This window comes from Bacillus sp. 5mfcol3.1, assembly GCF_900114335.1.
In the GTDB taxonomy this organism is placed as follows: domain Bacteria; phylum Bacillota; class Bacilli; order Bacillales; family Bacillaceae_G; genus Bacillus_A; species Bacillus_A thuringiensis_S.
The window spans coordinates 486967-513417 of the sequence record NZ_FOST01000002.1; the positions used below are offsets into that span (position 1 = coordinate 486967).

Here is a 26451-nt window from a genome sequence, read left to right on the forward strand (position 1 = left end):
CAATTGGAAAGTTTACCGCCCGTTAGAACGGGATAAGTATCTAGTATATTTGAAAATCCTACACCCCCCTCAATTGTAGTTTTCTTTATGCTAGTTATGATATGGATGCAGTGGACAATATTTGTCTACTGCTTTTTTTAGTTATTAAGAATGAATATTCTGTATTTTATCGTTGGTTCATTTATCCCGCTATTTTCCAGGCAGTAAGACTCCCGCCTAAAAATTCGGCTAAAGCAAAGAAGTTAGACGGGAGATCCACTGCCCGTAAACGCCTAGTTGGTGAAGGCTAATAATCAGTGGGGATGAACAAAATTTCCCACTGATTAAAGTTTCACTTTATAATAAATAGTAACATTTCGTATACACACAAAACGTGATCGTGAAATGAAGAAAAAATTAGTGGAAAGGAGTGCCAGCATGTTTCATACAGAACGTTTACAAATTCGCAAATATACAATGGATGATTTACAGTTCTACGCTTCACTATGGGGGAACGAGAAGGTAATGCGTTATATTGGAAATGGGACGTTAAAAACATATATGCAGTGTAAAAAAAGTCTGGAGGAATGGGTGATTCCTAGCTATAAAAACGGTCTCGGTTTATTTGTATTGATTGAAAAGGAAACGGGAACAAGAATTGGTCATGCAGGGCTGGTAAAGCAGAAGATAGATGGAAAAGAGGAAATTGAAATTGGTTATTGGTTACTTCCTCAGTATTGGGGAAAAGGGTATGCAAAAGAAGCGGCGGCAGCATTACGTGACTATGGTTTCCAAGCATTACGAATGAATAAATTAATTTCTCTTATTAATCCGAATCATCCCGCCTCAATATTTGTTGCTAGAAAAACCGGGCTCAGCTATGAGAAAACAACGTCATTTCATGGAATCGATGTTCTAGTTTATTCTATTAAGCGTGTTGGATGAAAAAATTACTTTTTTAAAGGTAAATTGCATTTTTTGAAGAATGGTATATGAAAATAAAGGGAGGGGTTACATGTACATTTATCATAATGGACTTATTATTCGTGAGGGAACGAGTAGCGTACCAGCATATGCAATTAAAGCTTTGTTTGAAGATGCTGGTTGGAGTAATGATAATATCCCTTCTTGGCAAATTGAAAAATTTACGATAGCATTCGAAAATTCAACATGGGCTTTCACAATTTGGGATGAGGAAGAGATGGTTGCGATGGTTAGAGTCATTTCTGATGGAATTATGATTGCGAACATAGTAAATTTAGTTGTGAAGTGTGAATATAGAGGGAAGGGATTAGGTAAGAAGCTTGTAGCTCTTTGCCTGCAAAAACTTCCCCACGGTGATTGGTTTGCGCATACATCAGCGAACAATTTTGATTTTTATAGAAGTTGTGGATTTGAAGTTAGAGAGCTATCGAGAAATGGAACATGTGCGTATTATGGATACCAAGTCGCGAAAAGAGATGGTCACCGATAAATGAATGGAAAGTAAAAAAGTATAGCGAGGTAATTTTGAGACTTTTGATAATAGAGAATGGATTGAGGCTCGTTTTATGATAAAATAAAAGAAAATTCTGTTTATTATTAGGAGGATAAAAATGAGTGTAAAAGCTGGGGATGTATTTAAATATGAAAGAAGATTTACTGAGGAAGAAGTTTTTGAATTTGCAAATATTACCGGTGATAAAGGTAGACACCATGTGGAATACGATGAAAATGGAAGATTAATGGTTCATGGTTTATTGACTGCTAGCATTGGGACGAAAGTGGGAGAAGAGTTACATTACATAGCAAGAGAATTAGTAAGTGAGTTTATTAGACCAGTTTTCACAGGAGATACGATCACTTGTGAACTAACTTTAACAAATGTTGAGCAAATGGAAGGCTATAAAAAAGTTTCAATCGAGTCAGTTTATCGCAATCAGCATGAAAAGACTGTACTAGTTGGGACAAGTTATGGAATTATAAGGGGATAAAAAAGAAGCCTGTTTAACAGGCTTCTTTTTTTTATTATTTAATAAACACGTTTTCGATTTTCCGCATAACTAGAGATGAGTAATAATGCAGTTTCTTCTCCTATATTACGAACAATATGAGGAACGCATGCATTCCATGAGAAAGAATCACCTTCTTCTACAATTGCAATATCTTCACCGTGCTGAACTTCTAGTTTTCCGCGTAATACAAGGTGACATTCTTCCCCTTCATGGGCATTTGGTGAGTTTTCTTTCGGGAATCCAGTAGGGATTTCTACTAAAGATAGGCGAAGGCCCCCTTGCTCCGCAACATGTTCAATTCTTTGCTCATCTTTGCCGTATACACTGTATTTCCGTTCTTCTTTTTTGACAATTTTTAATCGATCTTTTTGCTCTAACAATAAATAGGGAAGGGGAACGTTTAAAAAATTGGAGATCGTTTCTAAAGTTGAGATAGATGGTGATGTTTTATTATTTTCAACCTGACTCATAAATCCTTTAGAAAGACCTGTTCCCTCGCAAATTTGTGCAATTGTTATGCCTCTACGTTGACGAATTTCACGTATTGCAGAACCAATATTCATAAAATCAAGCTCCTTTTTGTAAACAACTATTTGTATCATAGCAAAAAAAATATATTTTTTCCCAGTGAAAATGAATTGACGAATAAAAAAAATTAGTGTATGTTTTGTAATGTAAATAAAAGTTTTGTATAAGAAAACTATAAAGGAGAGAATGAAATGAATCAACATATTGGTAACTTAATTATTCGTATCGTGTTAGGGGTAACATTCTTCATGCACGGTTTAACAAAATTCCAATCAGGAATTGACAATATTGCAGGATGGTTTACAAGTATTGGTTTACCAGGAGGACTTGCATACGGTGTAGCAACGTTTGAATTAGTTGGAGGTCTATTATTAATTCTAGGTTTAGGTGTAAGATATATTGGATTATTATTTGCACTTGTTATGGTTGGAGCAATCGTAAAAGTGAAATGGTCAGCTGGTTTATTGGGAGATGGAAAAAATCCTGGTTTCGAATTAGAACTTGCATTATTAGCAATGGGTGCATACTTATTTGTTGCAAAAGCTGATGGTTTTGTAGATAATTTCTTAAAAGAAAAAATGTCAAAAAAGAACTAATTTAAATGGGGGGGCTAACAAGATGAGTTTTCAACTTCATCCCGATACAACACTTGATGTTGTTCATTTATACGTATCTAATGTAAAGAAATCACTAGAGTTTTATACGGAAGTACTAAGTATGAAGGTGCTAAGAGAAGAAGAAGCAGTCGTTACATTTGGGAATGAAAATGATGAACCACTTCTTATCATTGAAGAAAAGAAAGAAGCTTTTCCGAAGCAAAGAGGAAGAACAGGGTTATATCATTATGCAATTTTATTACCAAGTAGACAGGATTTAGCGAATGTTCTTCGTCATCTTGTAGAGATGGTATATCCACTACATGGCGGAGCCGATCATTACTTTAGTGAAGCTCTTTATTTAGCTGATCCAGATGGAAACGGGATTGAAATTTATCATGATCGACAAAAAGAAGTTTGGCGTGATGAGAATGGAGAACTCCCATTTGTTAGTAACCCGTTAGCTGGTGAAGAATTATTACAGCAAGGAAGTACATGGAATGGCTTTCCAGCTGGTACTGTGATGGGGCATATTCATTTTCATGTAGCTGATTTAGAGGAAGCGAAACGTTTCTATGTTGATGGTCTTGGTTTTGAAGTAACGATTCCAGCTCGTAATGGAGCATTGTTCGTATCTGCAGGTGGTTATCATCATCATATCGGTTTAAATACATGGCAAGGTGAAGGGGTACCACCGCAAATGCCAGGTTCTGTTGGTTTGAAATATTTCACAGTTGTACTAGCGAATGAAAAACAAAAAGAGCAAGTATGTGAAAGCTTAAAAAATATTGGCAAGATTGCTACGTACAAAGATGGAATATTACAAGTCGAGGATCCATTTGGACATTGTATCCATTTCAAAATAAAAGGAGAAGCCTAAAAAGGCTTCTCCTTTTATTTTCTTATAATTGCTTTTTCGTTTTGTAAAAATAGTTCATCAAATTGTTTTGCAAGCTCAAAATCTAGTTTCGTTAAACCTTTTGCATTCCAAGATGACAAAGTAATAATAACTGCTTTATACTGGATAAGGATAAATGGATGGTGATTATGTTCTTCTGATAGTTTGGCGGCTTCAGAGACAAATTCGACTCCTTTTAAGTAGTCGGAAAACATATATTTTCGTTCAATCCATTTCTCATCTTTTACCATCCATTTATCTACCTTCAATAATTCTTCGTGAACTTGTTCTTCAGTTAATCTTAGCATCATTTTTCACATCCTTTACTGGAAGTAACGCAAGACCATTGTTAATAAGGCGTGTTACAGCTTCGTCAGTTGTGAAAGTAGAAAGTTGATGTAGTAATGCTGCCGATGTTTCATGCCCTTTGTTATGCTCTAAAAGTAACTCTAATACTTCAAGGCGCAGCAACCATTCTTTCGCATAAAATTTATTTAATACTTCTTGAATTGCTACTAATTGATCGATATGCGCGTCGTGTAAAATCCCCTCACTTCGAATATCTCGAACTGTTTGATACATACGTTCAAGTTCATTCAGTACAAGTGGAGCAGGAATTTCGTGAACTTCTTCATCCATTGGGAAAAATGCTGCGGCATCTGCGGCACCTGGGAATACTGAAGTGATTTGTGAGCCAACAGCCATATCAAATGCGCCCCATGAAGCATCAAATAAAACGCGGGCGTTATAAGTAACTGTGCAATCGATAAAGGAAATAAGAGCAATTTTCTTATCGTTTTTTACAATATCTGTTACTGTTCCTTTTACATGAATACCACTTGCAAAAGTAAACTCAGCGATAGTTCCAATTGTAATTCCTAATGATTGTAGTTGTTCGTCTGTACAATTTTCTAATGCAATATTTTCAGTGAGTAATCCAATCGGTGTTCCAAATCCGTCACTGTGTACAGAAGTAGAATGATTTGCTAACTGTTTATTATGAAGCGCTAATGCCGTTGGCGAATTTGTTCGCATGTAAATTAATTCACCTGCATCGTTTTCAATTGTCTCGCTAAATGTACCTGTAATTTGTAATCCACTATTTAGCTCAGCTGTTGCATAGTTCTCAGAGCGAATTGCTTTTTCTAAACCTTCTTTTCCACCTGTTTTAAAGGCCATTGTTTTAGAAAATGTTTCAAGCGCATCTGTTAATTCTTCAAAGGATTCACAAACAAATAGTTGTGGTTGCATTTTTGTTACGTCATAAGTTGTCCCTATACATGCTTCGATAGAAAATGGAACCTTTTCTACAGCGTCTGTTAAGCAATGTTTGCTTTCGCCAACAGAAGAAAGGAGACCAGCACCATATATCTTTGGATCATCTATATTTCCGATCAATCCATATTCTACTGTCCACCAGAAAAGACGTGAAATTTGTTCAGCTTCTGATAAACCAGAAACTAAGTTTTGTTTTTCAATTACAGCATTTTCAGCAGCCTTAACTTCATCAGGAGTAGAAGTAGGGCTTTCTTTCACTATCGTTAATGTACGAACAGCTTCAAATGCATCATGTTCTTCTTTTGTAGAGAAAGCTTTTGCACCAATTTGCCCAAAACGTTTCACATATTTTGCATATGTAGGATCAAGTAAAATCGGTGCGTGTCCTGCGGCTTCGTGTACGATATCTGGAGCTGGTGTGTACTCGATATTTTCTACTTTCCGAATATCTGTTGCGATCGGTAGTAATCCGTGTCCTTGAAAATCGAAGAATGCTACGCCGGGAATAAGTCCGTCAATCGTTACAGCGCCCCAGCCACTTGGTGCCAAACACTCATTCATTTCTTCTACTTTTGGAATTGCATCTATATTAATACCAGATGATTGTAGTCCGTTCACATAGGCTGGATGAGCAACGTCTTTTAAGAAGCTATGATTTTGTCTCATAATGTAACGCCACACAGCGTGATTCACCGGTGTGTATTGATCATAATGTTGTGTGGATACGAATGGTTTTAAATGCGATGGAATTTCTGTTTTCTTTGTCATTTAGACATCCTCCTTTTTTTCTATAAAATTGAATATCGATTTCGTATAGCTTATATCACCTCCCTTCATTATTTGTAAGCGCTTATAAAATTTTATCATAAGATTCGGAATTATTTAACATCTGTTTCTGTGAGAAATAGAAAAAGCCCCTATCGGAAAATCCGATAGGGGCGAAAGAATCGCGGTACCACCCTATTTGTAAGTGAAAATATACTTACATCTCAATTAATGATAACGGAAAAATTCCGTCTTTTCCTTCATGCATAAAAGCACTACGAAAAAGAAGCTCCAGAATTGTAATTCATACTTATATATGTGCTAATTTCCACCGACCATTAGCTCTCTGTAACAGGGATATAAGATACTACTGCGATTCTTTCAACGCGTATATATGAAATTGTGTAAGAGGATGGACGCAAAAAAGTCCCTATCGGAAAATCCGATAGGGACGATAAAAATCGCGGTACCACCCTATTTGTAAACAACTAATTGTTTACCACTCACTTTACGATAACGGAAAGATCCGTCTTTCTCTTCATGCATAAAAAGCATTACGGGAAAGAAGCTCCAGAATTGTAATTCACGCTTGTATATGTACTGATTCGCACCAACCATCAGTTCTCTGAGACAGTGATATAAGTCGCTACTAGTATTCCTTCAAAGCCGATATATAATTCGTTCAACTAAACTATGTTTTGTATTATAAAACTATATTAAAAAAATTGTCAACAAAAATTTTTTATCCCGTGTTAATGAGCAGTAAAATTCCTACCTCAAAATTCGGTTGGAGCAAAGAAGTGAGATGGGAGATTAACTGCCCGTAACTCCCGATTGGTGAAGGGTAATAATCAGTGGGGATGAACGAAATCTCTACTGATTAAAGTTTCACTTTATTTCACTTCTAAATTAACAGTTAAATTAGAGGTATTGCCAGCTGCATCAGTTGCTACAATGTGAATAGTATTTTTCCCTTCTTGTAATTGAGTGCGATCGAAATAAATGCCATAGCTTTTCTCCCAAGGGTTCAGGAATGCCTGGTCCCATACACCATTTCCGTTAATTTCATATTGCATTCTCACTGGAATACCAGGTGCTATCCAACCAGATTCTGACATCCAATCTAGTAGAATATCATCAACTTTTCCTCTAATTACGAGATTTTCTTGGTCAACTTCGTATGTTAACTTAGGTGCAGTTCGATCAAGAAATACAGCAGCTGTTTGTTTTGTTTCTCCGCCAGAATTAGAAGCAACTGCTTCGATTTGATATAGCCCGTCAGCTAAAGGAGTTCCATCGGTTTTTGTACCATTCCATTTGAAAGGTTTGTATCCAGGAGTTGCATTTTTAGCTTGATGGATAATCCCTTGATACGTTACACGTTCTTTCGTAACTAAATTTGCATGCAATGTTACATCATCCACAGGCGCAACTAAATAGTAGTTGATGAGATTATCATCTAGTACGTGGTCGCCATTTGGGCTAAAAGTAGAATTAATAATTTCAAGTCCATCGATACGTTTATAATCTTTAGGATCGATACTAAATGTGAATGGAATTCGAATTTCTTCTTTTGCCCCTTGTTCTTTTACATATACATTTCCAGTATACACACCTTGTGGTAGTGAGCTATCTACAGTGATAGTAAATGGTTTTTCGGTACTACTATTCGGTTGAATGCTAATCGATGAAGGGACAGAAGCTTTTACTTTTGTGTTTGTGTTTGCATCTAGTAACTCCACACGAGTTGAAAAACTTTTCTTTTTACTAGAAAGGTTTTGTAATGTAACATTTTGCGTCAGTTTTACTTTTCCGCTATTTGGCTTAATAAGACCAAAGCTGACATTGTTAGGTTTTACTAATACATTTGTTTGAGCTGCTTTCGGAATGTTAATTAAACCTGATCCTTGTGCCATAACAGGGTATGTATTTTCATTGACATCATGTAATGTTTTTGCATTGTTAGCAAGAGCCGCTTTCAATTGCTCTGTCGTCCAATCAGGATGCATTTGACGCAAGAGGGCAACCGCTCCAGCTACTTGCGGAGCAGCCATACTTGTTCCGTTATGCGATTCATAGCCGCCTCGCGGTACTGTACTAGTAATTTGTACTCCAGGTGCAACAACATCAGGCTTTATTAGCCAACTTCCTTGTGATGGTCCTCTTGAACTAAAGTTACCGATAAGTTCTGTTTGCTTTGGTTGTCCAATTTTTATATTTTTCTTTCGTTTTGTAATTAAAGTTTTTAATTCTTCCCCATTTGTATTTGATAATTGCATTACTGGGACAGCTAGATGTTCACGTGAAAAATATTCCGGCATCATATTAATTTCTTTTTCGCTAGAGATTAATAACACACCAAGTGCCCCAGCTTGCTTCGCTTGTTCTGCTTTTACTAATGTACTAGAAGTACCTTGTAAAATAAGTGCGAATTTCCCTTTCACATCTTGTTTTGCATAATCACTTGGATTGCCATAACCAACGTATACAAGAGGGGAATCATTTCCTATTGGAAAATCGGATTTTGATAACGGTAACCCTTGATATGTTTTGCTGGAACCAGCTACTTGGAATGTTGGAAACGGGATAGAAACCGTAGATGCTCCAACAGAAATGACACTACTTGCGTTACCGGGAGCATCAACAGACCAAGGTTTTGGTCCGTCATTTCCATTTGAAACGACAGTAGTAACACCAAGTTTCGCTGCTCGTTCTAACGTTAATGTTACAGGCTGATCAGGTACATTTAAATCCTGCCCAAGGGAGAGGTTTAACACATCCGCACCATCTTGAATCGCTCGTTCAATCCCTTGGATAATATCATCTGTTGTACCAGTTCCACCGTCATTCATTACACGATAGGCTAGAATAGAAGCGTTTGGAGCAACGCCTTTAATTTTTCCATTACCCGCAATAATTCCAGCTACATGAGTACCATGTACGTTACCATCCATTGGATCGCTATCTTCATCAACCGTGTCATATCCACCGATATAATTTGCCTTTAAGTCAGGGTGTGTATAGTCTACGCCAGAGTCGATAATGGCTACTTTCATGCCTTTTCCATCAAGCGGTTTGCCAGATGGATCTTTTAAATTCCACGCTTCAGGTGCACCAATTGTCGGTCCACCGATATTTGGTGCTTCTTCGTTAATAGTACTTTTTGATGTTTCATGCAATTTATATGTTAAGTTCGGATAGACTGCTTTTACTTCAGGTAAAGAGGCAAGAGAGGTAATTTGATCTCCAGGAACTGAAATAGAGAATCCGGAAAATAACGTATTATACACTTCTTTAATTTTTGCACCAGGTGCTTTTTCTTTTATTTTCTTAGTCGTATCTTCTTGTGCTTTTTTTAGCTCAGCATGATAAGACTGCGCATTACTATTTTGTAAATCTGGAGCATGCTGAATATTACTTTGAGCAGCGAGAGGTGCATGTTGCAATTCTACAATTACTGATATTTCTTTTGTTGTTTTCGTTTCAACATTTTGAGCAATTTTATGTTCTCCCCACTGTTCAATCGTTGTTTTTAATTGTGGACTAAATTGCTTCTCCTTTTGTAGTGATTCAGCATGAGTGCTTAAAGCTCCAAAACTAGAAAAGACAAGCGCCATGCTTAATAGTGTAGATGTAGTTTTTTTCATTGATACTCCCCCTAATAAAAAGTGCTAATATTCAGAAATAAAATCTTACATTTTAGTTAGAACTTATAAATATAAATGTTGGCTAAACTATACTTTCGACATAATTCATACCAATCCTCTATGAATTGAAAGTTTCTTGGGAAATTTTTTCTGATTATGTCGAATCGATATTTTTCACATATTGTAGGAAGAAAGTGAGGAATGCTATGAGGGAAATGGAGTGATGGTATGAAAAGGCTAATAGTAAGTGGTAGTGTAGTGTTGTTTATGTTTTTATGTTCTATCGCTATTACTAGCGCAGAAAATAATAGTGTGAAAGTTGCTTTTATTCGTCATCATAACCTTTGGATTAAAGTTGATGGGAAAGAAAAACAACTTACAAAAGGAGAGAACATAACAGGGCCAAAGTGGTCACATGATGGAGAATGGCTGGCATATGTAAAAGGGGAGAAACAAAATATTCTTGAGTTATATCGGCTGAAAGATGGAAAGAAAGTTACGCCGTTTCACTCAGAAGCATCGAATTATCAATGGTCACCAACAGAAAATATAATTGCATTTATATTTACAGGTACATTGAATACATTTGATGTAGAAAAAAAGAATGCAGATTTTGAAAATGTATCGGCTGGTGTGGGTGATTATGCATGGTATCCTGATGGAAAGAACTTTCTTGTATCCTCTGAAGCGCACTTACTTCCAACAGGATGGACAGGGGCTCAGCTATATGAAGTGCAAAAAGATGCACATATGAATCCTCACAAAATGAAGCATTTGTATGCATTGCCAAATGAACATGATGATTTTCTAGCGCTAGTAGCAAGTGGCTTTAAGTGGTCACCAGATCAAAAGTGGATTTCATTTTTAGCGGTACCGACAGCTTCATGGTCAGCTGATAGTAATACGCTTTGCTTAGTTCGAGCAGATGGTAGTCGGTTTGAAATAGTAGATCAAATGCTATTAAATACAGAATGGTTCAAATGGGCGCCATCAAAAAACATATTGGCTTATATTGAAGGAAGCGGGAGAGTTGCATTAGAGAATAAACATTTAAAAATAAAAGAACTGCCAGTACTCCAGCAGCAAACATTTACGCCGAAAGGATATGTGGATTGGGATTTTACATGGAAGAACGATAATGTAATTATCGTTTCACGAGCAAAAGAGGGAGGGTTTGAAACTCTGCCAGAAAAAAGGCCATTCCCATCTTTATATGAGATAAATAGCACAAGCGATAAACAATATCAAATTACAAAGTCATCTAATAAGCAAGGCGATTATCATCCAATTTTCATGAAGAAGAGCAATCAATTAATATGGATACGTTCAGATCGTAAGAAAGCTGATATATGGATAGCTCATAGTGATGGAAAACATGAAAAGAAGTGGATTGAAAATGTAGATGTACCAGAGTGGTATTATGAGAAATGGAATTGGGAAAATGTTATCTCGGTGAAAGAAGAATAAAAAACTGCCTAAAAGATTGTTTTAGGCAGTCTTTTACTGTTATTTATGTGTTTTATTTGGCTTTTTTTTCGCTGGGTTTCCGTTCCCTTGGCGCTTTCTATTTTGTTCATCTTTTGCTTGTTTTTCATGTAGTGTATCTAAAAATTCATTCGAGTTACTCATGTTTATATCTCTCCTTTCATTTTGTCATGATTACTATAACCATTTAGGAGGATAATCATGAGTTAGAAGTTAGGCACTTAATTTTCTTCGATAATGTAAGTAAAATATTCCATACATAACAAATAGCATGAGTAAAACTTGTAACTCTACATTTGCCTTTAAAATAGCTGCGATAGGGTCTGGTAAGTACGGTGATTTATCATTTGTGCTTAAACCTAACCATTTATTTAAGAGGCTAATGGTACAAAACATAAAAACACCGGACCAGCTTGCCGTAATTGCTTTTTGTTTCACGTTCATCATCTGTAATCCAAGGATTAGCAGTTTTATCACTACTAAAGAAGCCGTTTATATATCCCCATATAATCATTCCAATAAAGACAATTATCCATTTCATATATGTAATTCTCCTTTCGGTGTAAAAAGTATTTTACATGTAATATTGTAATATTTTACAAACCTTCGTGTCAAACGTTTTTTACATATCGGTTTTTATACAGCAGGAATAAAGAATGCAATAGGGAAGAAATATGTGTGAGGATTTTATAGTAAGAGGAGACTGAATATGAAAATCGTTTTTGTTCGGCATGGTGAAGGTGAACATACAACGGATTTAACAGAAAGTTTACAAGTGTTTGACCCACCATTGACGAGAGTAGGAAAGGCTCAAGCTAAATTACTTCAACGTGATGTATCATTACAAGAAACGGATATATTAATTGTTAGTCCTACACTTAGAACTTTACAAACGGCGACAATATGGAGTGCGAAAGTAGCTTGTCAAAAAATAGTCCATCCATATGTATCTCCGCGTATTTTTCCTTATCGAGAAGGAGCGAAAACATTACCGTGCGATTATATAGTAGATCAGGAAATGATAACAAAGTTATTTCCGCATTTTTCGATAGAGAAAAGCTCAAATAATCAGTTATGGAAGGAAGGTATAAACACTATTTCAGAGAATAGTTTTCAGCAAATAGTAGATGAATTTCTTCTTTGGTGTTATGAACTGGGTGCGGAAAGAATTTGCATTGTATCTCACGATGGAACAATTACAGCATATAGGCAATATTTACAGAAAGTCGTTTTAACTAGATCAGATTTTTTGAAAGAAACAGGTATATATGAAATGGATTTATCCCATAAAAGTCTGATTGATAAGGGCTGATTATAGGATGGAGGTTGTTTGTTGAATATTGCATTAGTAGTTGGTTTTAATTCGGATTTAGAGGCGCAATCAATACGAGCATCTCTTGAGTATTTTGGTGCAAGAGTTGTGACATATTGGATTGGTAGACCGAAAGATTTTGTGGAAGTTCTTTCTGGAAAGAACTTATTTAACGATATTAATTATATTATTTTTTGCTTTCATGGTGAAGAAGGGAAGTTTGTCATGGAAGAGTTAGGCGAAGAAGTATATGAACAAGATGAACCGAGAGGGTATTTTGGTAAAGCAGAAATTTATAAATATGCAAAATTGCATAATACACATATTGTAAATAGCGGGTGCACATTAGGGGAGCAAAAACTTGCAAAATCTTTTTTACATAGTGGTGCGAAATCATATATTGGATCGATTGATTATGTAGATGGAAATGCAGCACTTATGTTTACTATACGCTTATTTTATGGGGTTATTAACCATGGGAAAACGTTAGAAGAAGCGTTTCAAGAAGCGAGTTTAATTGATGAGGAGACACATACATTTCGATTCTATAATTAGTGTGAAACACGTTTATTCTATATTCGAATAAACGTGTTTCACATTTAACTCACATTTTTTTTACGTTTTTTTCAATGAAAATGGTTATCACTTGTGGTATGATATGTTCAAGTTTTTACAGGTAATAAAAGTTACTATATAAACGTTAGTTTTTAATGTTTCATACGCATGTCACAGATTATTCATAATTAACGTTTGAAAAATAAGTAACTAATGTTATTATATTATCTGTAACTAACTTAATTACAACTTTAGGAGGAAGATATGGTTATTCAATTTTTAAGAGAAAACAAAGCAGTTTCTTTTGTATTAGCAGTAATTCGAGTATATCTTGGTTACACATGGTTAATGGCTGGAATCGGTAAACTACAAGGAAAAGGATTCGATGCAACAGGTTATTTGCAAGGCGCAATTGAAAAATCTAAAGGTGCACAACCGGCTGTTCAATCTTGGTGGGCATCATTCTTACAAGAATTTGCAATTCCAAATGTAGATTTGTTTAATACACTTGTAACATGGGGAGAAATTTTAGTAGGAATTGGTTTAATTGTAGGCTGTTTAACAAAAACAGCGGTCTTTTTTGGTCTTGTAATGAACTTTTCCTATATGTTTAGTGGGTCAATTGGTGTGAACCCTGAGATGGTTATCTTATCTATGTTTGTTCTTGTTGCCGGTATGAACGCTGGGAAATTTGGAATGGATGGCTTTGTTATCCCGAAAGTATTAGGATCAAAAACTCAAAAACGCCAAAAGCAAGCTGCTTAATATATGAAAACGGGTATCTCAAAATGAGATACCCGTTTATGTTATTTTTCAACTTTGATCGGATTGTTCTTAAAGAAGTCTTGTACATACCCGACAAATTCTTGTGGTTCTTGGCGAAATGGTGCATGATAACCTTTTTCAATAATATGTAAAGTGCTATTTTTTAAGAATTGATGATACGTTTCTCCTTCTTTCCAAGAAACGCTACTATCATTTCTGCCCCATATAATTAAAGTCGGCTGTTTCATTTCATTCGCATTAATTTTAAGACGTCTAGGCCATAGTTTCATTTTGTTATAATGCTCTTCATCGTTACGTTTGAATTTCACTTTGCTCTCATCATAATCAGTAATAGAAGAAACGGCATTTAAATTAGTCGGCAATTGTGGTTTTGGTGAGCCTTGTTTAGTAACGAATGTATGAGGACCACCTGTAGCATCAGTTAAAATAAGGTGAGTAACTGCTTCAGGATATAAATATGTTAAATTTAGAGAAATTTCTCCCCCCATGGAATGCCCCAGTATTGCGAATGAATCATACCCTAGTTTTTTCATTAATTTATAATACAAATTTGCATGAGTTGGAAAAGAATAATAAAAATCCATTGGCTTAGATGAGCGCCCGAATCCTAAAGCATCTACAGAAATAATTGTATGATCTTTTGCTAAATCGGAGTAAATCTTTTGAAAACCATCTGATGACCCTCCAAAGCCATGAATCATAAGTAAAGGTGGTTTTTCATTACCAATCTTTTTAAAGTAAATGGTTTGACCATCTATTTCTACCATTTTTTCCTCGGTAGCTAGTTTAGCTGTAATTGTATTTTTCACTTGCTTTACTTGTTCTACTGGCTTTTCTGCTGCACTACATCCTACTAATAGTGTAAGAGTAAGACAACCTACCATGAAATAGCTAAATCGCTTCAATTAGGTGTCTCCTTTCTAACATAACGCTGTATCTATCATAGCAAATAGCATATTACGATTTCCAGGAAGTTGGCTACCATTTTTTATCATAAGAGGTGAAAGGAGCGTTTCTTGGAAATTTTCTGTTTGAAGAAATTTACGAAATATAAATTGTGAATGTGGGACATCAATTCGTACTATACCATTCCAACATTCACATATCTTTTTTAATAATTGAATAGCATCTTCTTCTTGCTTGGCGATAAGTGGATGGATACATAATATATTGCCCTTTTGTATGCATAATGAAAAAGCTTCTATACGGTTATTTCTTTCAATTTTAAAAGCGTGTATGGCCCTTGGTAATAGCAAAGAGTAAAGTAGAGAACGATTCACACCAGTTGCAATTTGATCAAGAGAAGTAAGAGATATAAGGTCTTCTTCTCGTACTTGTTGTAAGTGAGAAGGATACGTCTTAGTAGTTTGCTTTTCAAAACGATGAATTGTTGTTGCTGTTTGAAATCCACATGATGTGTATAGAGGTTCGCCAGCTTTTGTCGCAATAAGTGCAATTGGTTGTTTTGGATGAATTTGTTCCAAGCAATGATTTAGCAACATGCGCCCTATTCCTCGTCCTTGAAAATTAGGGTGAACGATTAACATACCAATGGAAGTGAAGTTACTTGTAAAAGGAAATACTCCTCCAGTCGCAATGAGTTTGTTTTCATGAATATAACCTACAAGTGTGCCGATAGAAAGATACATTTCGAATTGCTTTTTCATAAAAATTTCATCGTGTAACCATCCAACAGATTTGCAAAGATTAAGTAATTCAAAAATAAAAGACTCATTTAGCTTTACTATTTTCATAAAGGCTCACCGCATTTCTATTTAATTTCATAAAAATAGAGTCAAAATGTAAAAAAAAGAGATTTACGTTAAATGAAATCCAACCTGTTTATATTTAAATTGTAAAGGGCAGGATGGCTGATACGAAGAGACAAAGTTATACAAATTATAACTGATATTTACATAAGTTAACAAAAAATTTACATACAGCTAATTTTCTCTTAATAGTCTTCCATTAAATTTGATAGTGGGAAATGAATAACCTAATTAGGGGGACAAGACAGTGAAAAAGTTTGTGAAAAAAGCATGGCCATTTGCAGTTGTGGCATCATTAGCAGTTACTTCGGTAGCAACATGGAATTTTACTCGTTCTAGTGAGGTTAATGCAGATGAGAACGGAAGCAATGCAAAGATTAAAAATGTTATCGTATTAATTGGGGATGGTATGGGCCCTTCATATATGACGGCTCACCGTTATATGAAAGATAATCCAAAAACCTTTGAAATGGAATCTACAGAATTTGATAAGCATCTTGTAGGAACACAAAAAACATACCCAGAAGATGAGCATGAAAATATTACAGACTCTGCATCAGCAGCAACAGCTATGTCAGCAGGGATTAAAACATATAATGCTGCAATTGCAGTTGATAATGATAAAGCGGAAGTGAAAACGGTTCTTGAGCAAGCGAAAGAAAAAGGGAAATCAACGGGACTTGTTGCAACTTCTGAAATTACACATGCAACACCAGCTGCTTTCGGTGCGCATGACATTAGCCGTAAAAATATGGACGCAATTGCAAATGATTATTTTGATGAGAAAATTAAAGGGAAGCATAAAGTAGATGTTATGCTTGGCGGCGGCGTAAAGAACTTTGTTAGAAAAGATCGTAATCTTACAGAAGAGTTTAAGAAATCTGGTTATAGCTATGTAACGGATCGAGATCAATTGTTAAATGATAAAAATGATCAAATTCTTGGTTTATTTGCACCAGGTGGATTAGATAAAATGATTGACCGTAATGATAAAACACCTTCATTAGAAGAAATGACTAATGCAGCAATTGAGCGTTTGAACAAAAATAAAAATGGTTTCTTCTTAATGGTGGAAGGAAGTCAAATCGACTGGGCTGGACATGATAATGATATCGTTGGTGCAATGAGTGAAATGGAAGACTTCGAAAAAGCTTTCAAAGCAGCGATTGAGTTTGCGAAAAAAGATAAAAATACGTTAGTTGTTGCAACGGCAGACCACGCTACAGGTGGATTATCTTTAGGGGCCAATGGCGAGTATAACTTTAAAGTAGATCCAATTAAAGCTGCAAAACGCACACCAGACTTTATGGCAAATGAGATTGCAAAAGGTGCAAATGTAGAAGAAACATTGAAAAAGTATATTGATTTACAATTAACTCCAGAAGAAATTCAAGCTGTAAATGATATAGCTCCGTCAAAAGATGTAACAAAGATTGATAATGCAATTGAAGATATTTTCAATAAGCGCTCGGTTACAGGCTGGACAACTGGTGGACATACAGGGGAAGATGTGAACGTGTATGCATTTGGTCCAGGTAAATACTTATTCTCAGGCGTTCAAGAGAATACAAATATAGCGAAACGTGTCTTTGATATTGTTGGCGGTGGCGATCCGAATAAAGGAAGACGTTAATTAAGAGCGAAAGTGAGGCGAAATGCCTCACTTTTCTTTTTAGGAGTTGGGAATATGGAAAAAATATTTAGGAAATTAAGATTCCTTCTAGTGTTTGTAGTATTACTAGTTGGATGTCAACAAGAAGAGAATAACGTAGAACAAAAATCTACTACTAAAAAATCTGAGGAAAAGGTACAAATAACAAAAGAAGAAGAGAGATCTATTCAAGATGTTATTACTACATTTGTGCGAACGACGAATGAAAAAAATCTTGCAGAACATATGGAGTTATTTTCAAAGAAGATGCCTAGTGCTGAAGACTTAAAAACACAAAAAGAAGCCGCATTTCAAAAGGGAAATAAGAAGATTGAATTGGAACATATAGATATGAAAGCTAGTAAAGTAGGGTATGTTATTGTTGAAACGAAAGAAAAGGAAGTAGACGATAGTGTCACTCTTCAAAAGAAAGTACAGTACGCTCTTGGAAAAGAAGATGAGAAATGGAAGATTGAAGAGGTTCGCACGATAGAGAAAAAATAACGTGAAACTTTAATAAGCGTGGGAGTCACACCTCCAAAAAAATGGTATAAAAAAGGTTCTCATTGGCGAGAACCTTTTTTTATAGTGGTAGCATAATTTGATTTGAGCATGCCTCAATATCATCAATATCTTGACGAATTGTGGCCATTTTATTATCAAGATCTTCAGCTTTCATTGCTGCATCATGTAGTTCATCTTTTAAATACTCCGGTATTTTCCCTTCATATTTATAATAAAGTTTGTGTTCTAAACTTGCCCAAAAGTCCATTGCCAGTGTACGTAACTGAATTTCTGCAAATACATCTTTTGTACCAGAATTCAGTGATAAAGGATATTTAATAATCATGTGTAAACTTTTATAACCGTTTCGTTTTGGGTTAGCGATATAATCTTTTACCTCTATGATTTCCATATCTTCACGCTTTTGAATGACTTCTTTTAAATGATAAATATCTTCTACGAAGCAACATGTAATACGAATACCAATAATATCTTGTAAATGCGTTTGGGCATTTTCAACTGTCGGTAATAAATTTTTACGTTCAAGCTTTTTAATAATACTTTCAGGTTGTTTTAGTCTTGTTTTTATATGTTCAAACGGGTTGTAATCCTCTAAAAATTGAGCTTCCCGGTTCATAATTTCAAATTTAGTTTTTAACTCTTCTAAAGCAAATGTATATGGTAATACAAAAGCTTTCCAGTAGTTAACTGTTGATTGATTATATTCCATTTATATACACACCTTTTCCTATTTACAAGTGAGGTTGTTATTATACTAAATACCAAATCATATAAGCACAAGCAGCAAATGATGAGATCATAAAGCGATATTTAGTTTTCATACTTTCAACTCCTTTCGAGTAAGATTCTATATAAATAAACGTGATTGTTAATAAGTTCACTATGTACAATTTCTATAGTAATAGATTCGTGTGAATTTCGTATGAACTAATTGTTTCAGCTTTTTGTCTTTTTTGCTGTTAATCATAATTATTATTCGGATTTAAAGTGTTTTTATTTGATTTATCCATTTGTATAAATTAATGTATATTTAAATTTATAGTTATTAAGGAGGATATACGGTGAACTTTGAAGAATTAGCAATTGCTAGACGTTCTGCAATGAAATTTATACAAGGTATAGAAATCCCTGATGAGGATTTTAAAAAAATATTTGAGTTAACTAAGCTTTCTCCATCTTGCTATAATTTGCAGCACACACATTATGTTGTAATTCGTGATCAAGAGCGAAAAGAAAGATTAAAAGAATTAGCGTTCGGTCAATATAAAGTATCGAGTGCATCAGCGGTAGTGCTCGTTTGTGGTGATAAAAGAGCATACCAAAATGTTGAAAATATTTACTTCGGTATGAAAGTTTTAAAAATGATTGATGAATGCGAATATGAAGATACAATTAGGCAAACGAAAGGTTTATATGAAGGAAAAGGAGAGCGTTTCATGGAGGATGAAGCGATTAGAAATGCTTCGTTAAGCGCGATGACTTTTATGTACGCAGCTAAATATTATGGCTATGATACATGTCCAATGATTGGTTTCGATGAAAAAGCAGTACAAAGTGAATTAAATATGCCAGAGCATGTAATACCTGTTTTAATGATTACGATAGGGAAAAGTGATACGACTAAAGTTCGTCCAAGAGGATATCGAAAGCCAATTAGTGAGTTTGTTACATACGAATCGTTTTAATAAAATTTATTTAACTATAAAAACAAGGGGATTCTAAATGGAATCTTCTTGTTTTTGCAATTGACAAATAGAATGAAGTTTTATAATATATAAATCGTAATCATTACGTTTTAGTTTGCGATCTTTGAAAGAAAGGAGAATTACCTATGCGTGTAAATATTACATTAGCTTGTACGGAGTGCGGTGATCGTAATTATATTTCTAAAAAAAATAAACGAAACAATCCAGAACGTATCGAACTAAAAAAATATTGTCCACGATTAAAGCGAGTAACGTTACACCGTGAGACGAAGTAGAAGACTAGAGATATCTCTAGTCTTTTTTTTGTTAATAAGTTTTGGTTTTCTTTGTTATAATTACCTTAAATTGTAACAAAGGAGAGGGCATGGTGAATCAAAAAGATAAAGAAAGAAAAGAGCACGTAGCTCATATTATTGAAATTCCAGATGAATATAGGCTTGTTGTAGATGATCAAGAAGGGGTTGATGACCCGTATCATCTATTATGGTGGGGACATAAAGATGATGAGGAGAAACAGATACAAATTACATTAAATAGACATACTGGTAATTTAATTGAATTTAGGATAGATGATGGAAATTCTTTTTCGAGTGATAAGGGAGCGATAGAGGAGAATAAAGCAAGAGAGGTTGCAAATACATTCTTAAAAAAATATACAAAAGAAGGATATGAATTCTATACATATGTAACGGTTAAGGACGACAGGCGCGGTTGGAAAGAAGTAAATTATATGCAAGAAGTGAATAGCTATCCATTGCCGAATACTGGGTGTGTTGTGCGAGTGCACCCTTCAGATAATGTTGTGCATTTTCATTATAATGGACAAAAAGCCATAGAGAAAAAACCGTTATGGCCAAGTGAAATTGTTGGGGAGAATATCGTTTTAGAAAATTTGAAAGCTAGACAAGATATGAGACTTGTATTTGTAGATTTAACATACTCTTCATGTGAGTATGAAAACGGGGAAGAAGTAAAAGGGTACCATCTTGTATATGAACCAGAGCCTAGTCATGCGTTTATTGATGCAAGTACAGGTAAAGATTTATATGGGCCAGAACACTATAAATTACCTTCTACAGTACTTGTTGATAAACCGCTAAAGAGTAGTCAAAAAAAAGATGTGTTTGATTTATTTGATTGGGACAAGGAGAAGTTTGTCAAAATAGATGAAAAAGTAGATGAGGATGAAGTCCGGATAAAATTTGTATTAAAAGAAGAATTACAAAAAGAAATAGAAGAGAAGGATTCATATTCAATGGATGAGTTTTATAAAAAACATTTTCCAATGTTGAAACATGATGAATTCGTTGTAATTACTCTAGATAAAGAAACAAATCAATTGCTTTCTTTTTTTATGTGGAAGGATGAGAAAAAAAGGAAAACAATCTTATCGAGAGAGCAATGTTTAAGCAAGGCACTTCAATTTTTAGAGCATATTATCCCAGATGCGACAAAGTATGTTCAACTTTGGGATAATTATGAGGAGGAAGAGGGGATAGAGAGGTTTTCCTTTTCAATCTATGTAAATGACATTCATGTAGAGCGGAAATATATTATGATCAACATCAATGCAGAAAATGGTGCTGTGATGCACTACTCTGGAGAGTCTGGCAACTTTATAAAAGAATTACTTGCATATGAAACAACACCAAAAGTAACAAAAGAAAAAGCGTTAGAAATATACAGAGAGGCTATCCGAGTTAAATTAGAATGGTTTGTAGATCATGATGCAGAGGAAACGAAATACAAACTACTGTACAAACAAACGACAGATGAAAAACATAAAGAACCTTTTGATTGTAGTCGGGAAATTCGTTATATTGATGCCCAAACTGGGAGAAAGATTTGGAGTAAGTAAAGTAAAAAGAGTTATTTTTCAAAGAAAATAACTCTTTTTATTTTTATAATTTGCCTGTTCGTTTTTCAAAATTAAATGTGATAGGAAGATTGGAAGAAGAATTATCACTTTTAAATGTTACTTTCCATTCTTTAGTATGGGCTTTAATTTCAAAATTAAGAAGATTCATCGCTCTACGTTTATCTATTTCTAAAAACATATTATGAATTTCTGGTTCCTGCTGTAAATTAAGAGCCTTTAGTGTGACTGTTAATGTGAAAAAATTTTGCCCTTCATATACTATTTTTGATATTTTTGTTTTTTGTGTATTTAACAGTATATAAAAACGGTCTGATGGAGTTAATTGTACAGAGTCATCAGTAATTTCATTCTCGCTATTATAAAGTTCAACTAAGAAAGATGTACTATGGGAAGAATGTTTTTTGCTTGTAATCTGTAATTCAGTAGGAATCATCGGTATTTCATAAAAATCATTCCTTATTATGTTATTGTAATCCTCTGAAAATTTACGGACTTCTTTTGGAAAAGAGTCTTCTTGTGTACTTAAAAAAGTTTTATGTTGCTTTGGAGTTTTTTTACTAAAATTTAATGTTTCTTTAAAGTAATAATTGGATCCAGTTAAAAATAAAAAACTACAAATTAATAAAAAAATTCGATACGGATTTTGAAAGTTAAAGAACAGTAGTATACATGTAATAAATCCAATTACATAGAAAATAAAGATAAGTAGTTCTAGTTTTGAGTGAAAGGAGAAACCATAATTATGAAAAAATTTCATTCCAATTATAATTTGAGCTCCAAAAAACAAAGAAATTCCAAATTGAAAAAATAATAAATCAGGCCCTCTCTTAATAACAAAAGTAATGAACGAAATGAAAAGTAAAAATACCCCTAAATAAATTGTTACATTTAATAATCGATCTAATGTAAGCATGAATAGTTTCCCCTTTAATAGCATATTCATATATAAATAACAATTTTATATAATTATAATATAACAATAAAATATTTTAAATGTTGGAAGTGTTGAGTTTTATAAATAAACTGTACAGACACAAACAACCTCAAGCCCACATACACATAATAAAGACCACTATTTTGGCGGAGGTGAAAGGTTTGAGTCTATTCGCCGCAATTGGATATATGGTTCGAGAAGTGTTTGTCTTTGTTTCTTATGTGAAAAATAATGCGTTTCCGCAGCCGTTATCATCAGATGATGAGAGAAAGTACTTAGAGTTAATGGAGCAAGGTGATGCTCAAGCGAGAAATCTTTTAATTGAACATAATTTACGGCTTGTAGCTCATATCGTTAAAAAATTTGAGAACACAGGAGAAGATGCAGAAGATTTAATTTCAATTGGTACGATCGGGCTCATTAAAGCTATCGAGAGCTATTCTGCAGGAAAGGGAACGAAGCTTGCGACGTATGCAGCACGCTGTATTGAAAATGAAATTTTGATGCATTTACGTGTACTAAAGAAAACGAAAAAAGATGTTTCACTTCATGATCCGATCGGGCAAGATAAAGAGGGCAATGAAATATCGCTTATTGATATATTAAAATCAGAGTCTGAAGATGTAATTGATATGATTCAGCTTAGTATGGAGTTAGAAAAAATTAAAGAGTATATCGATATTTTAGACGAAAGAGAAAAAGAAGTGATTGTGAAACGTTTTGGACTCGGGCTAGATAAGGAGAAAACACAGCGGGAAATCGCTAAGGCACTTGGCATTTCTAGAAGTTACGTATCACGGATCGAAAAGCGTGCTTTAATGAAAATGTTCCACGAGTTTGTAAGGGCAGAGAAAGAGAAAAAAGCGAAAGAGTAAAGTGTATTAGAAGCAGCCATATTTTAAAATAGGCTGCTTTTCTTATTGTAAATAAGAAAAGAAAACGAGTTATGCTAAGAAGAAATACATGTTCACTGTTGAAAATGACGGATTCTATCTGTAATATTAGAAGGTGCTAAATAATTTAAGAATAATACCATACTTAGTTTTCTGTATGTATAATAAGGCTGCTTTATATGATATGTGGGAATAAGAACCAATTTTACGTATGATATAGAAAGAAAATAAGGGAAAACTAAAGTTATAGACTGATTAGGGGGTTTCGCAATTTGCGACGTACATTATATCGACTTATGATAGAACTTACAAATGGTCGCTTTACTTCTTATATATTACGTAAATTTGCACAATCTCGTTTGAGCTCTATCATTATTCCATCGTATGCGAAAGTTTTTCAAATTAATCAAGATGAGATGGAAAAGGGTTTGAAGGAATATAGAACATTGCATGAATTATTTACGCGTAAGCTAAAAGAAGGAAAGCGTAGTATTGATACAGATGCATCGAGTATCGTTAGTCCTGTTGATGGTGTTTTTGCAGATCATGGTCCTATTGAGGATACAAAAACATTTGATATTAAAGGAAAGCGCTATTCAATCGTGGATATGCTAGGTAATGAAGAACGTGCAACGCGATATGCAGGCGGTACATATATGGTAATTTATTTGAGTCCAAGTCATTATCATCGCATTCATAGTCCGCTTTCTGGTTCTGTGACTGAAAGATTTGTACTCGGTAGAAAATCATATCCGGTAAATGCAGCTGGTATGGAATACGGGAAAGAACCACTGTCAAAAAATTATCGTTCTGTTACAGAAGTAAGCAGTGATGGCGAGCATATGGCTCTTATAAAAGTAGGTGCTATGTTTGTTAATAGTATTGAGCTTTTGCATGAGAGAGACACTGTTCAAAAAGGTGAAGAAATGGCATACTTTACATTTGGTTCAACAGTTGTGTTATTGTTTGAAAAAGATATGATAGAAGTAGTGCAGGAATTAAAGAGTGGACAAGAGCTTCGTCTTGGTGAAAAAATAGCTACTCGCTTAGCTCATAAATAAAGAAAAGCTTTTATAACCGTAAGTAAGAGTTATGGGCAAAGATACTTAATGATGAAATCCCCTAGATGGGAGTACTTGTTTATTCGAGAGCCATCGTAGGATGGCTCTTTTTACAGGGCATCTAATAATTTATCCTTTAACTGTTTGATTGGTAAGGGCTGATTAAACTTTCACTTTATATGTAATCAAGATGATTTGACAAGCTTGTCCTCTAATGAGCGTCTAATGATTTCTTGTTTTATAAGTAAAATGAAGTCGGGATTTAATTTTAGTTCTTTTGCTTTATAATAAGACTCAGTGAGTAACTCAGTGGATAACTGTTCCATATGTTTTGTTTTCAAGGTGAGTCACCTCCTAATAATATAAGGATTGATTCGTTGATGCATTTAATGTACCAAAAAAATATGACAGTCACAAACGAGTGGTTATCCACATACCTAGGTGGATAAAGTGTGTATAGTTTGTTAGTAAATTCCAAATTAACTGCAAAATTAATGTGGAAAATGTGTACAATTTTATCCACAGGTTATATATCGAAAAATGTTGTCGAAAAATTTTATGAAAAATCCTCAAAGAGGTGAAAGAAATTGAAACTATTTTTACCAAATGAATATGTGAAAAATGTATATCATGTTCAACCAGAAGATTTAAAAAAACGTGGGATTAAAGGCGTTATTACTGACTTAGATAACACTTTAATTGAATGGGATCGTCCCAATGCAACGCCGCAACTTGAAAAATGGTTCTTGGAAATGAAAGAGCAAGGCATTCAAGTAACGGTCGTTTCAAATAATAATGAGCAACGTGTGAAAGATTTTGCTGATCCATTAGGTATTCCATTTATTCATAGTGCACGTAAACCATTTGTTCGCGCATTTAAGCGTGCGATACAAGAGATGCGTTTGCAGCCAGATGAAGTTGTAGTAATTGGAGATCAGTTACTGACTGACGTGCTTGGTGGAAACCGAGTAGGCCTTCATACAATTTTAGTTGTACCGGTAGCACAAACGGACGGATTAGTAACGCGCTTTAATCGAAAAATTGAACGAAGAATTATGAAAAATATGAAGAAAAAAGGTTTAATTAACTGGGAGGAATAAAGTTTGACTGAAACAATTAAATGTATTGGTTGCGGTGTAGAAATTCAAACAGAAAATAAAAATGAAGTGGGGTATGCTCCTGCCTCATCTTTAGAAAAAGAACAAGTCATTTGTCAACGTTGTTTTCGCTTGAAGCATTACAATGAAATTCAAGATGTATCGTTAACAGATGATGACTTCCTACGCATTTTAAATGGAATTGGAAAATCAGATGCATTAGTAGTCAAAATTGTAGATATTTTTGATTTTAATGGTAGCTGGTTACCTGGCTTACATCGTTTCGTAGGGAATAATAAAGTATTACTTGTTGGAAATAAAGCTGATTTAATTCCAAAGTCAGTAAAACATGATAAAGTAAAGCATTGGATGCGCTATAGTGCAAAGCAGCTAGGATTAAAACCAGAAGATGTCTTTTTAATTAGTGCAGCGAAGGGACAAGGAATTGCTGAACTAGCAGATGCTATTGAGTATTATCGCGGCGGCAAAGATGTTTACGTTGTTGGATGTACGAATGTAGGGAAATCGACATTTATTAATCGTATGATTAAAGAATTTAGTGATGAGACTGAAAATGTAATTACAACATCTCATTTCCCAGGAACAACACTGGATTTAATTGATATTCCATTAGACAAAGAATCTTCTTTATATGATACGCCAGGTATTATTAACCACCACCAAATGGCTCATTATGTTGGGAAGCAAAGCTTAAAGCTTATTACACCAACAAAAGAAATTAAGCCGATGGTATTCCAATTAAATGAAGAACAAACGTTATTCTTTAGTGGATTGGCACGTTTTGATTATGTAAGTGGTGGTCGTCGTGCGTTTACTTGTCACTTCTCGAATCGTTTAACAATCCATCGTACAAAGCTTGAGAAAGCAGATGAATTATATAAAAATCATGCTGGAGATTTACTAAGCCCGCCAACGCCAGAAGAATTAGCAAATATGCCTGAGTTAGTGAAATACGAATTTAATATTCGTGAACCAAAGACGGATGTTGTATTCTCTGGATTAGGATGGGTTACTGTGAACGAACCAGGCGCAAAAATTGTTGCACACGTACCAAAAGGAGTAAGTGTTTCACTACGTAAATCTTTAATTTAA

General features: G+C 34.6%; 28 protein-coding genes, 1 pseudogene and 2 other annotated features. Of the genes and pseudogenes, 18 read left to right on the top strand and 11 right to left on the bottom strand.

Annotation, left to right across the window (positions count from 1 at the left end):
* Nucleotides 1-384 precede the first annotated feature (384 nt).
* The 3 genes from BM089_RS11800 (at nucleotide 385) to BM089_RS11810 (ending at nucleotide 1952) form a co-directional block, all read left to right on the top strand.
* Nucleotides 385-924 (top strand): GNAT family N-acetyltransferase, encoded by a 540-nt coding sequence (locus BM089_RS11800; RefSeq protein ID WP_139213255.1) that lies wholly within the window; start codon nucleotides 385-387, stop codon nucleotides 922-924.
* Between the two features lie 70 nt (nucleotides 925-994).
* Nucleotides 995-1453, top strand: coding sequence for a GNAT family N-acetyltransferase (locus BM089_RS11805; protein WP_000276127.1), 459 nt, complete (start codon nucleotides 995-997; stop codon nucleotides 1451-1453).
* Between the two features lie 121 nt (nucleotides 1454-1574).
* On the top strand, nucleotides 1575-1952 hold the full coding sequence (locus BM089_RS11810) for a hotdog family protein (protein WP_000111564.1): 378 nt from the start codon (nucleotides 1575-1577) through the stop codon (nucleotides 1950-1952).
* A gap of 38 nt (nucleotides 1953-1990) precedes the next feature.
* On the opposite strand, the gene BM089_RS11815 is transcribed toward BM089_RS11810, so the two are convergent.
* Nucleotides 1991-2536, bottom strand: a complete 546-nt coding sequence (locus BM089_RS11815; protein ID WP_001020693.1) for a helix-turn-helix domain-containing protein — start codon at nucleotides 2534-2536, stop codon at nucleotides 1991-1993.
* Nucleotides 2537-2692: 156 nt separating this feature from the next.
* On the opposite strand from BM089_RS11815, the gene BM089_RS11820 reads away from it, so the two are divergent.
* Nucleotides 2693-3097: a DoxX family protein gene (locus tag BM089_RS11820; protein ID WP_001071553.1), complete on the top strand. Its 405-nt coding sequence runs from the start codon at nucleotides 2693-2695 to the stop codon at nucleotides 3095-3097.
* A 22-nt stretch (nucleotides 3098-3119) separates the two neighbouring features.
* A complete protein-coding gene (locus BM089_RS11825; RefSeq protein WP_000009848.1) occupies nucleotides 3120-3977 on the top strand; it encodes a VOC family protein in 858 nt (285 codons plus the stop codon).
* 14 nt (nucleotides 3978-3991) lie between these two features.
* Here the strand turns inward: BM089_RS11825 and BM089_RS11830 are convergent, their stop codons facing one another.
* From BM089_RS11830 to BM089_RS11840, 3 genes are all read right to left on the bottom strand, one after another.
* Nucleotides 3992-4306 (bottom strand): 4a-hydroxytetrahydrobiopterin dehydratase, encoded by a 315-nt coding sequence (locus tag BM089_RS11830; protein ID WP_000979553.1) that lies wholly within the window; start codon nucleotides 4304-4306, stop codon nucleotides 3992-3994.
* The gene (locus BM089_RS11835; RefSeq protein WP_000163188.1) at nucleotides 4287-6041 is read right to left on the bottom strand and encodes an aromatic amino acid hydroxylase; all 1755 of its coding nucleotides are present in this window, start codon (nucleotides 6039-6041) and stop codon (nucleotides 4287-4289) included. The genes BM089_RS11830 and BM089_RS11835 overlap by 20 nt, the downstream gene beginning before the upstream one ends.
* A 163-nt stretch (nucleotides 6042-6204) precedes the next feature.
* Nucleotides 6205-6432: a binding site (T-box leader), on the bottom strand.
* Between the two features lie 50 nt (nucleotides 6433-6482).
* Nucleotides 6483-6711 (bottom strand) — a binding site (T-box leader).
* Between the two features lie 220 nt (nucleotides 6712-6931).
* Nucleotides 6932-9685: a S8 family peptidase gene (locus tag BM089_RS11840; RefSeq protein ID WP_090977035.1), complete on the bottom strand. Its 2754-nt coding sequence runs from the start codon at nucleotides 9683-9685 to the stop codon at nucleotides 6932-6934.
* Nucleotides 9686-9913: 228 nt separating this feature from the next.
* Here BM089_RS11840 and BM089_RS11845 point away from each other — a divergent pair, with 228 nt between their 5' ends.
* Entirely contained in the window at nucleotides 9914-11152 is a 1239-nt protein-coding gene (locus tag BM089_RS11845) for a TolB family protein (protein ID WP_090977037.1), read from the top strand.
* A 39-nt stretch (nucleotides 11153-11191) separates the two neighbouring features.
* Here BM089_RS11845 and BM089_RS11850 read toward each other — a convergent pair whose 3' ends face one another.
* Nucleotides 11192-11314 carry a DUF4023 domain-containing protein gene (locus BM089_RS11850; protein WP_000071866.1) on the bottom strand — a complete coding sequence of 41 codons (123 nt, stop codon included), beginning with the start codon at nucleotides 11312-11314 and terminating at the stop codon, nucleotides 11192-11194.
* A gap of 69 nt (nucleotides 11315-11383) precedes the next feature.
* Nucleotides 11384-11711, bottom strand: a pseudogene (locus BM089_RS11855) (phosphoglycerate mutase).
* A 168-nt stretch (nucleotides 11712-11879) separates the two neighbouring features.
* Here BM089_RS11855 and BM089_RS11860 point away from each other — a divergent pair.
* The 3 genes from BM089_RS11860 (at nucleotide 11880) to BM089_RS11870 (ending at nucleotide 13802) form a co-directional block, all read left to right on the top strand.
* Complete coding sequence (locus BM089_RS11860) at nucleotides 11880-12482, top strand: phosphoglycerate mutase family protein (RefSeq protein WP_053563628.1); 603 nt, start codon at nucleotides 11880-11882, stop codon at nucleotides 12480-12482.
* Nucleotides 12483-12500: 18 nt separating this feature from the next.
* Nucleotides 12501-13037 (top strand): hypothetical protein, encoded by a 537-nt coding sequence (locus BM089_RS11865; RefSeq protein WP_025118463.1) that lies wholly within the window; start codon nucleotides 12501-12503, stop codon nucleotides 13035-13037.
* Between the two features lie 264 nt (nucleotides 13038-13301).
* Nucleotides 13302-13802: a DoxX family protein gene (locus BM089_RS11870; protein WP_000236608.1), complete on the top strand. Its 501-nt coding sequence runs from the start codon at nucleotides 13302-13304 to the stop codon at nucleotides 13800-13802.
* 41 nt (nucleotides 13803-13843) lie between these two features.
* On the opposite strand, the gene BM089_RS11875 is transcribed toward BM089_RS11870, so the two are convergent.
* Nucleotides 13844-14728: an alpha/beta fold hydrolase gene (locus tag BM089_RS11875; protein WP_090977039.1), complete on the bottom strand. Its 885-nt coding sequence runs from the start codon at nucleotides 14726-14728 to the stop codon at nucleotides 13844-13846.
* A gap of 15 nt (nucleotides 14729-14743) precedes the next feature.
* Nucleotides 14744-15577, bottom strand: coding sequence for a GNAT family N-acetyltransferase (locus BM089_RS11880; protein WP_000706702.1), 834 nt, complete (start codon nucleotides 15575-15577; stop codon nucleotides 14744-14746).
* Nucleotides 15578-15839: 262 nt separating this feature from the next.
* Here BM089_RS11880 and BM089_RS11885 point away from each other — a divergent pair, with 262 nt between their 5' ends.
* Together BM089_RS11885 and BM089_RS11890 are read left to right on the top strand one after the other, a co-directional pair.
* Complete coding sequence (locus BM089_RS11885) at nucleotides 15840-17225, top strand: alkaline phosphatase (protein WP_000714908.1); 1386 nt, start codon at nucleotides 15840-15842, stop codon at nucleotides 17223-17225.
* Between the two features lie 54 nt (nucleotides 17226-17279).
* Nucleotides 17280-17747 (top strand): hypothetical protein, encoded by a 468-nt coding sequence (locus BM089_RS11890; RefSeq protein WP_090977040.1) that lies wholly within the window; start codon nucleotides 17280-17282, stop codon nucleotides 17745-17747.
* A 79-nt stretch (nucleotides 17748-17826) separates the two neighbouring features.
* Here BM089_RS11890 and BM089_RS11895 read toward each other — a convergent pair whose 3' ends face one another.
* Nucleotides 17827-18477, bottom strand: coding sequence for a GTP pyrophosphokinase (locus BM089_RS11895; RefSeq protein ID WP_000456218.1), 651 nt, complete (start codon nucleotides 18475-18477; stop codon nucleotides 17827-17829).
* A 352-nt stretch (nucleotides 18478-18829) separates the two neighbouring features.
* On the opposite strand from BM089_RS11895, the gene BM089_RS11900 reads away from it, so the two are divergent.
* The 3 genes from BM089_RS11900 (at nucleotide 18830) to BM089_RS11910 (ending at nucleotide 21332) form a co-directional block, all read left to right on the top strand.
* The gene (locus BM089_RS11900; protein ID WP_001008498.1) at nucleotides 18830-19453 is read left to right on the top strand and encodes a nitroreductase family protein; all 624 of its coding nucleotides are present in this window, start codon (nucleotides 18830-18832) and stop codon (nucleotides 19451-19453) included.
* Between the two features lie 146 nt (nucleotides 19454-19599).
* A complete protein-coding gene (rpmG, locus tag BM089_RS11905) occupies nucleotides 19600-19749 on the top strand; it encodes a 50S ribosomal protein L33 (protein WP_001265617.1) in 150 nt (49 codons plus the stop codon).
* Between the two features lie 89 nt (nucleotides 19750-19838).
* Nucleotides 19839-21332: a YcdB/YcdC domain-containing protein gene (locus BM089_RS11910; RefSeq protein WP_090977042.1), complete on the top strand. Its 1494-nt coding sequence runs from the start codon at nucleotides 19839-19841 to the stop codon at nucleotides 21330-21332.
* A 43-nt stretch (nucleotides 21333-21375) separates the two neighbouring features.
* Here the strand turns inward: BM089_RS11910 and BM089_RS11915 are convergent, their stop codons facing one another.
* A complete protein-coding gene (locus BM089_RS11915; RefSeq protein WP_088022816.1) occupies nucleotides 21376-22296 on the bottom strand; it encodes a hypothetical protein in 921 nt (306 codons plus the stop codon).
* Nucleotides 22297-22448: 152 nt separating this feature from the next.
* On the opposite strand from BM089_RS11915, the gene sigK reads away from it, so the two are divergent.
* Nucleotides 22449-23162: an RNA polymerase sporulation sigma factor SigK gene (sigK, locus tag BM089_RS11920; RefSeq protein WP_000051382.1), complete on the top strand. Its 714-nt coding sequence runs from the start codon at nucleotides 22449-22451 to the stop codon at nucleotides 23160-23162.
* Nucleotides 23163-23452: 290 nt separating this feature from the next.
* Nucleotides 23453-24241: a phosphatidylserine decarboxylase gene (locus BM089_RS11925; RefSeq protein ID WP_090977044.1), complete on the top strand. Its 789-nt coding sequence runs from the start codon at nucleotides 23453-23455 to the stop codon at nucleotides 24239-24241.
* Nucleotides 24242-24426: 185 nt separating this feature from the next.
* Here BM089_RS11925 and BM089_RS11930 read toward each other — a convergent pair whose 3' ends face one another.
* The gene (locus BM089_RS11930) at nucleotides 24427-24582 is read right to left on the bottom strand and encodes a sporulation histidine kinase inhibitor Sda (protein ID WP_000850094.1); all 156 of its coding nucleotides are present in this window, start codon (nucleotides 24580-24582) and stop codon (nucleotides 24427-24429) included.
* A 246-nt stretch (nucleotides 24583-24828) separates the two neighbouring features.
* Between BM089_RS11930 and BM089_RS11935 the strand changes: the two genes are divergently transcribed.
* Together BM089_RS11935 and yqeH are read left to right on the top strand one after the other, a co-directional pair.
* A complete protein-coding gene (locus BM089_RS11935) occupies nucleotides 24829-25341 on the top strand; it encodes a YqeG family HAD IIIA-type phosphatase (protein WP_000765314.1) in 513 nt (170 codons plus the stop codon).
* Nucleotides 25342-25344: 3 nt separating this feature from the next.
* Complete coding sequence (gene yqeH / locus BM089_RS11940; protein WP_090977046.1) at nucleotides 25345-26451, top strand: ribosome biogenesis GTPase YqeH; 1107 nt, start codon at nucleotides 25345-25347, stop codon at nucleotides 26449-26451.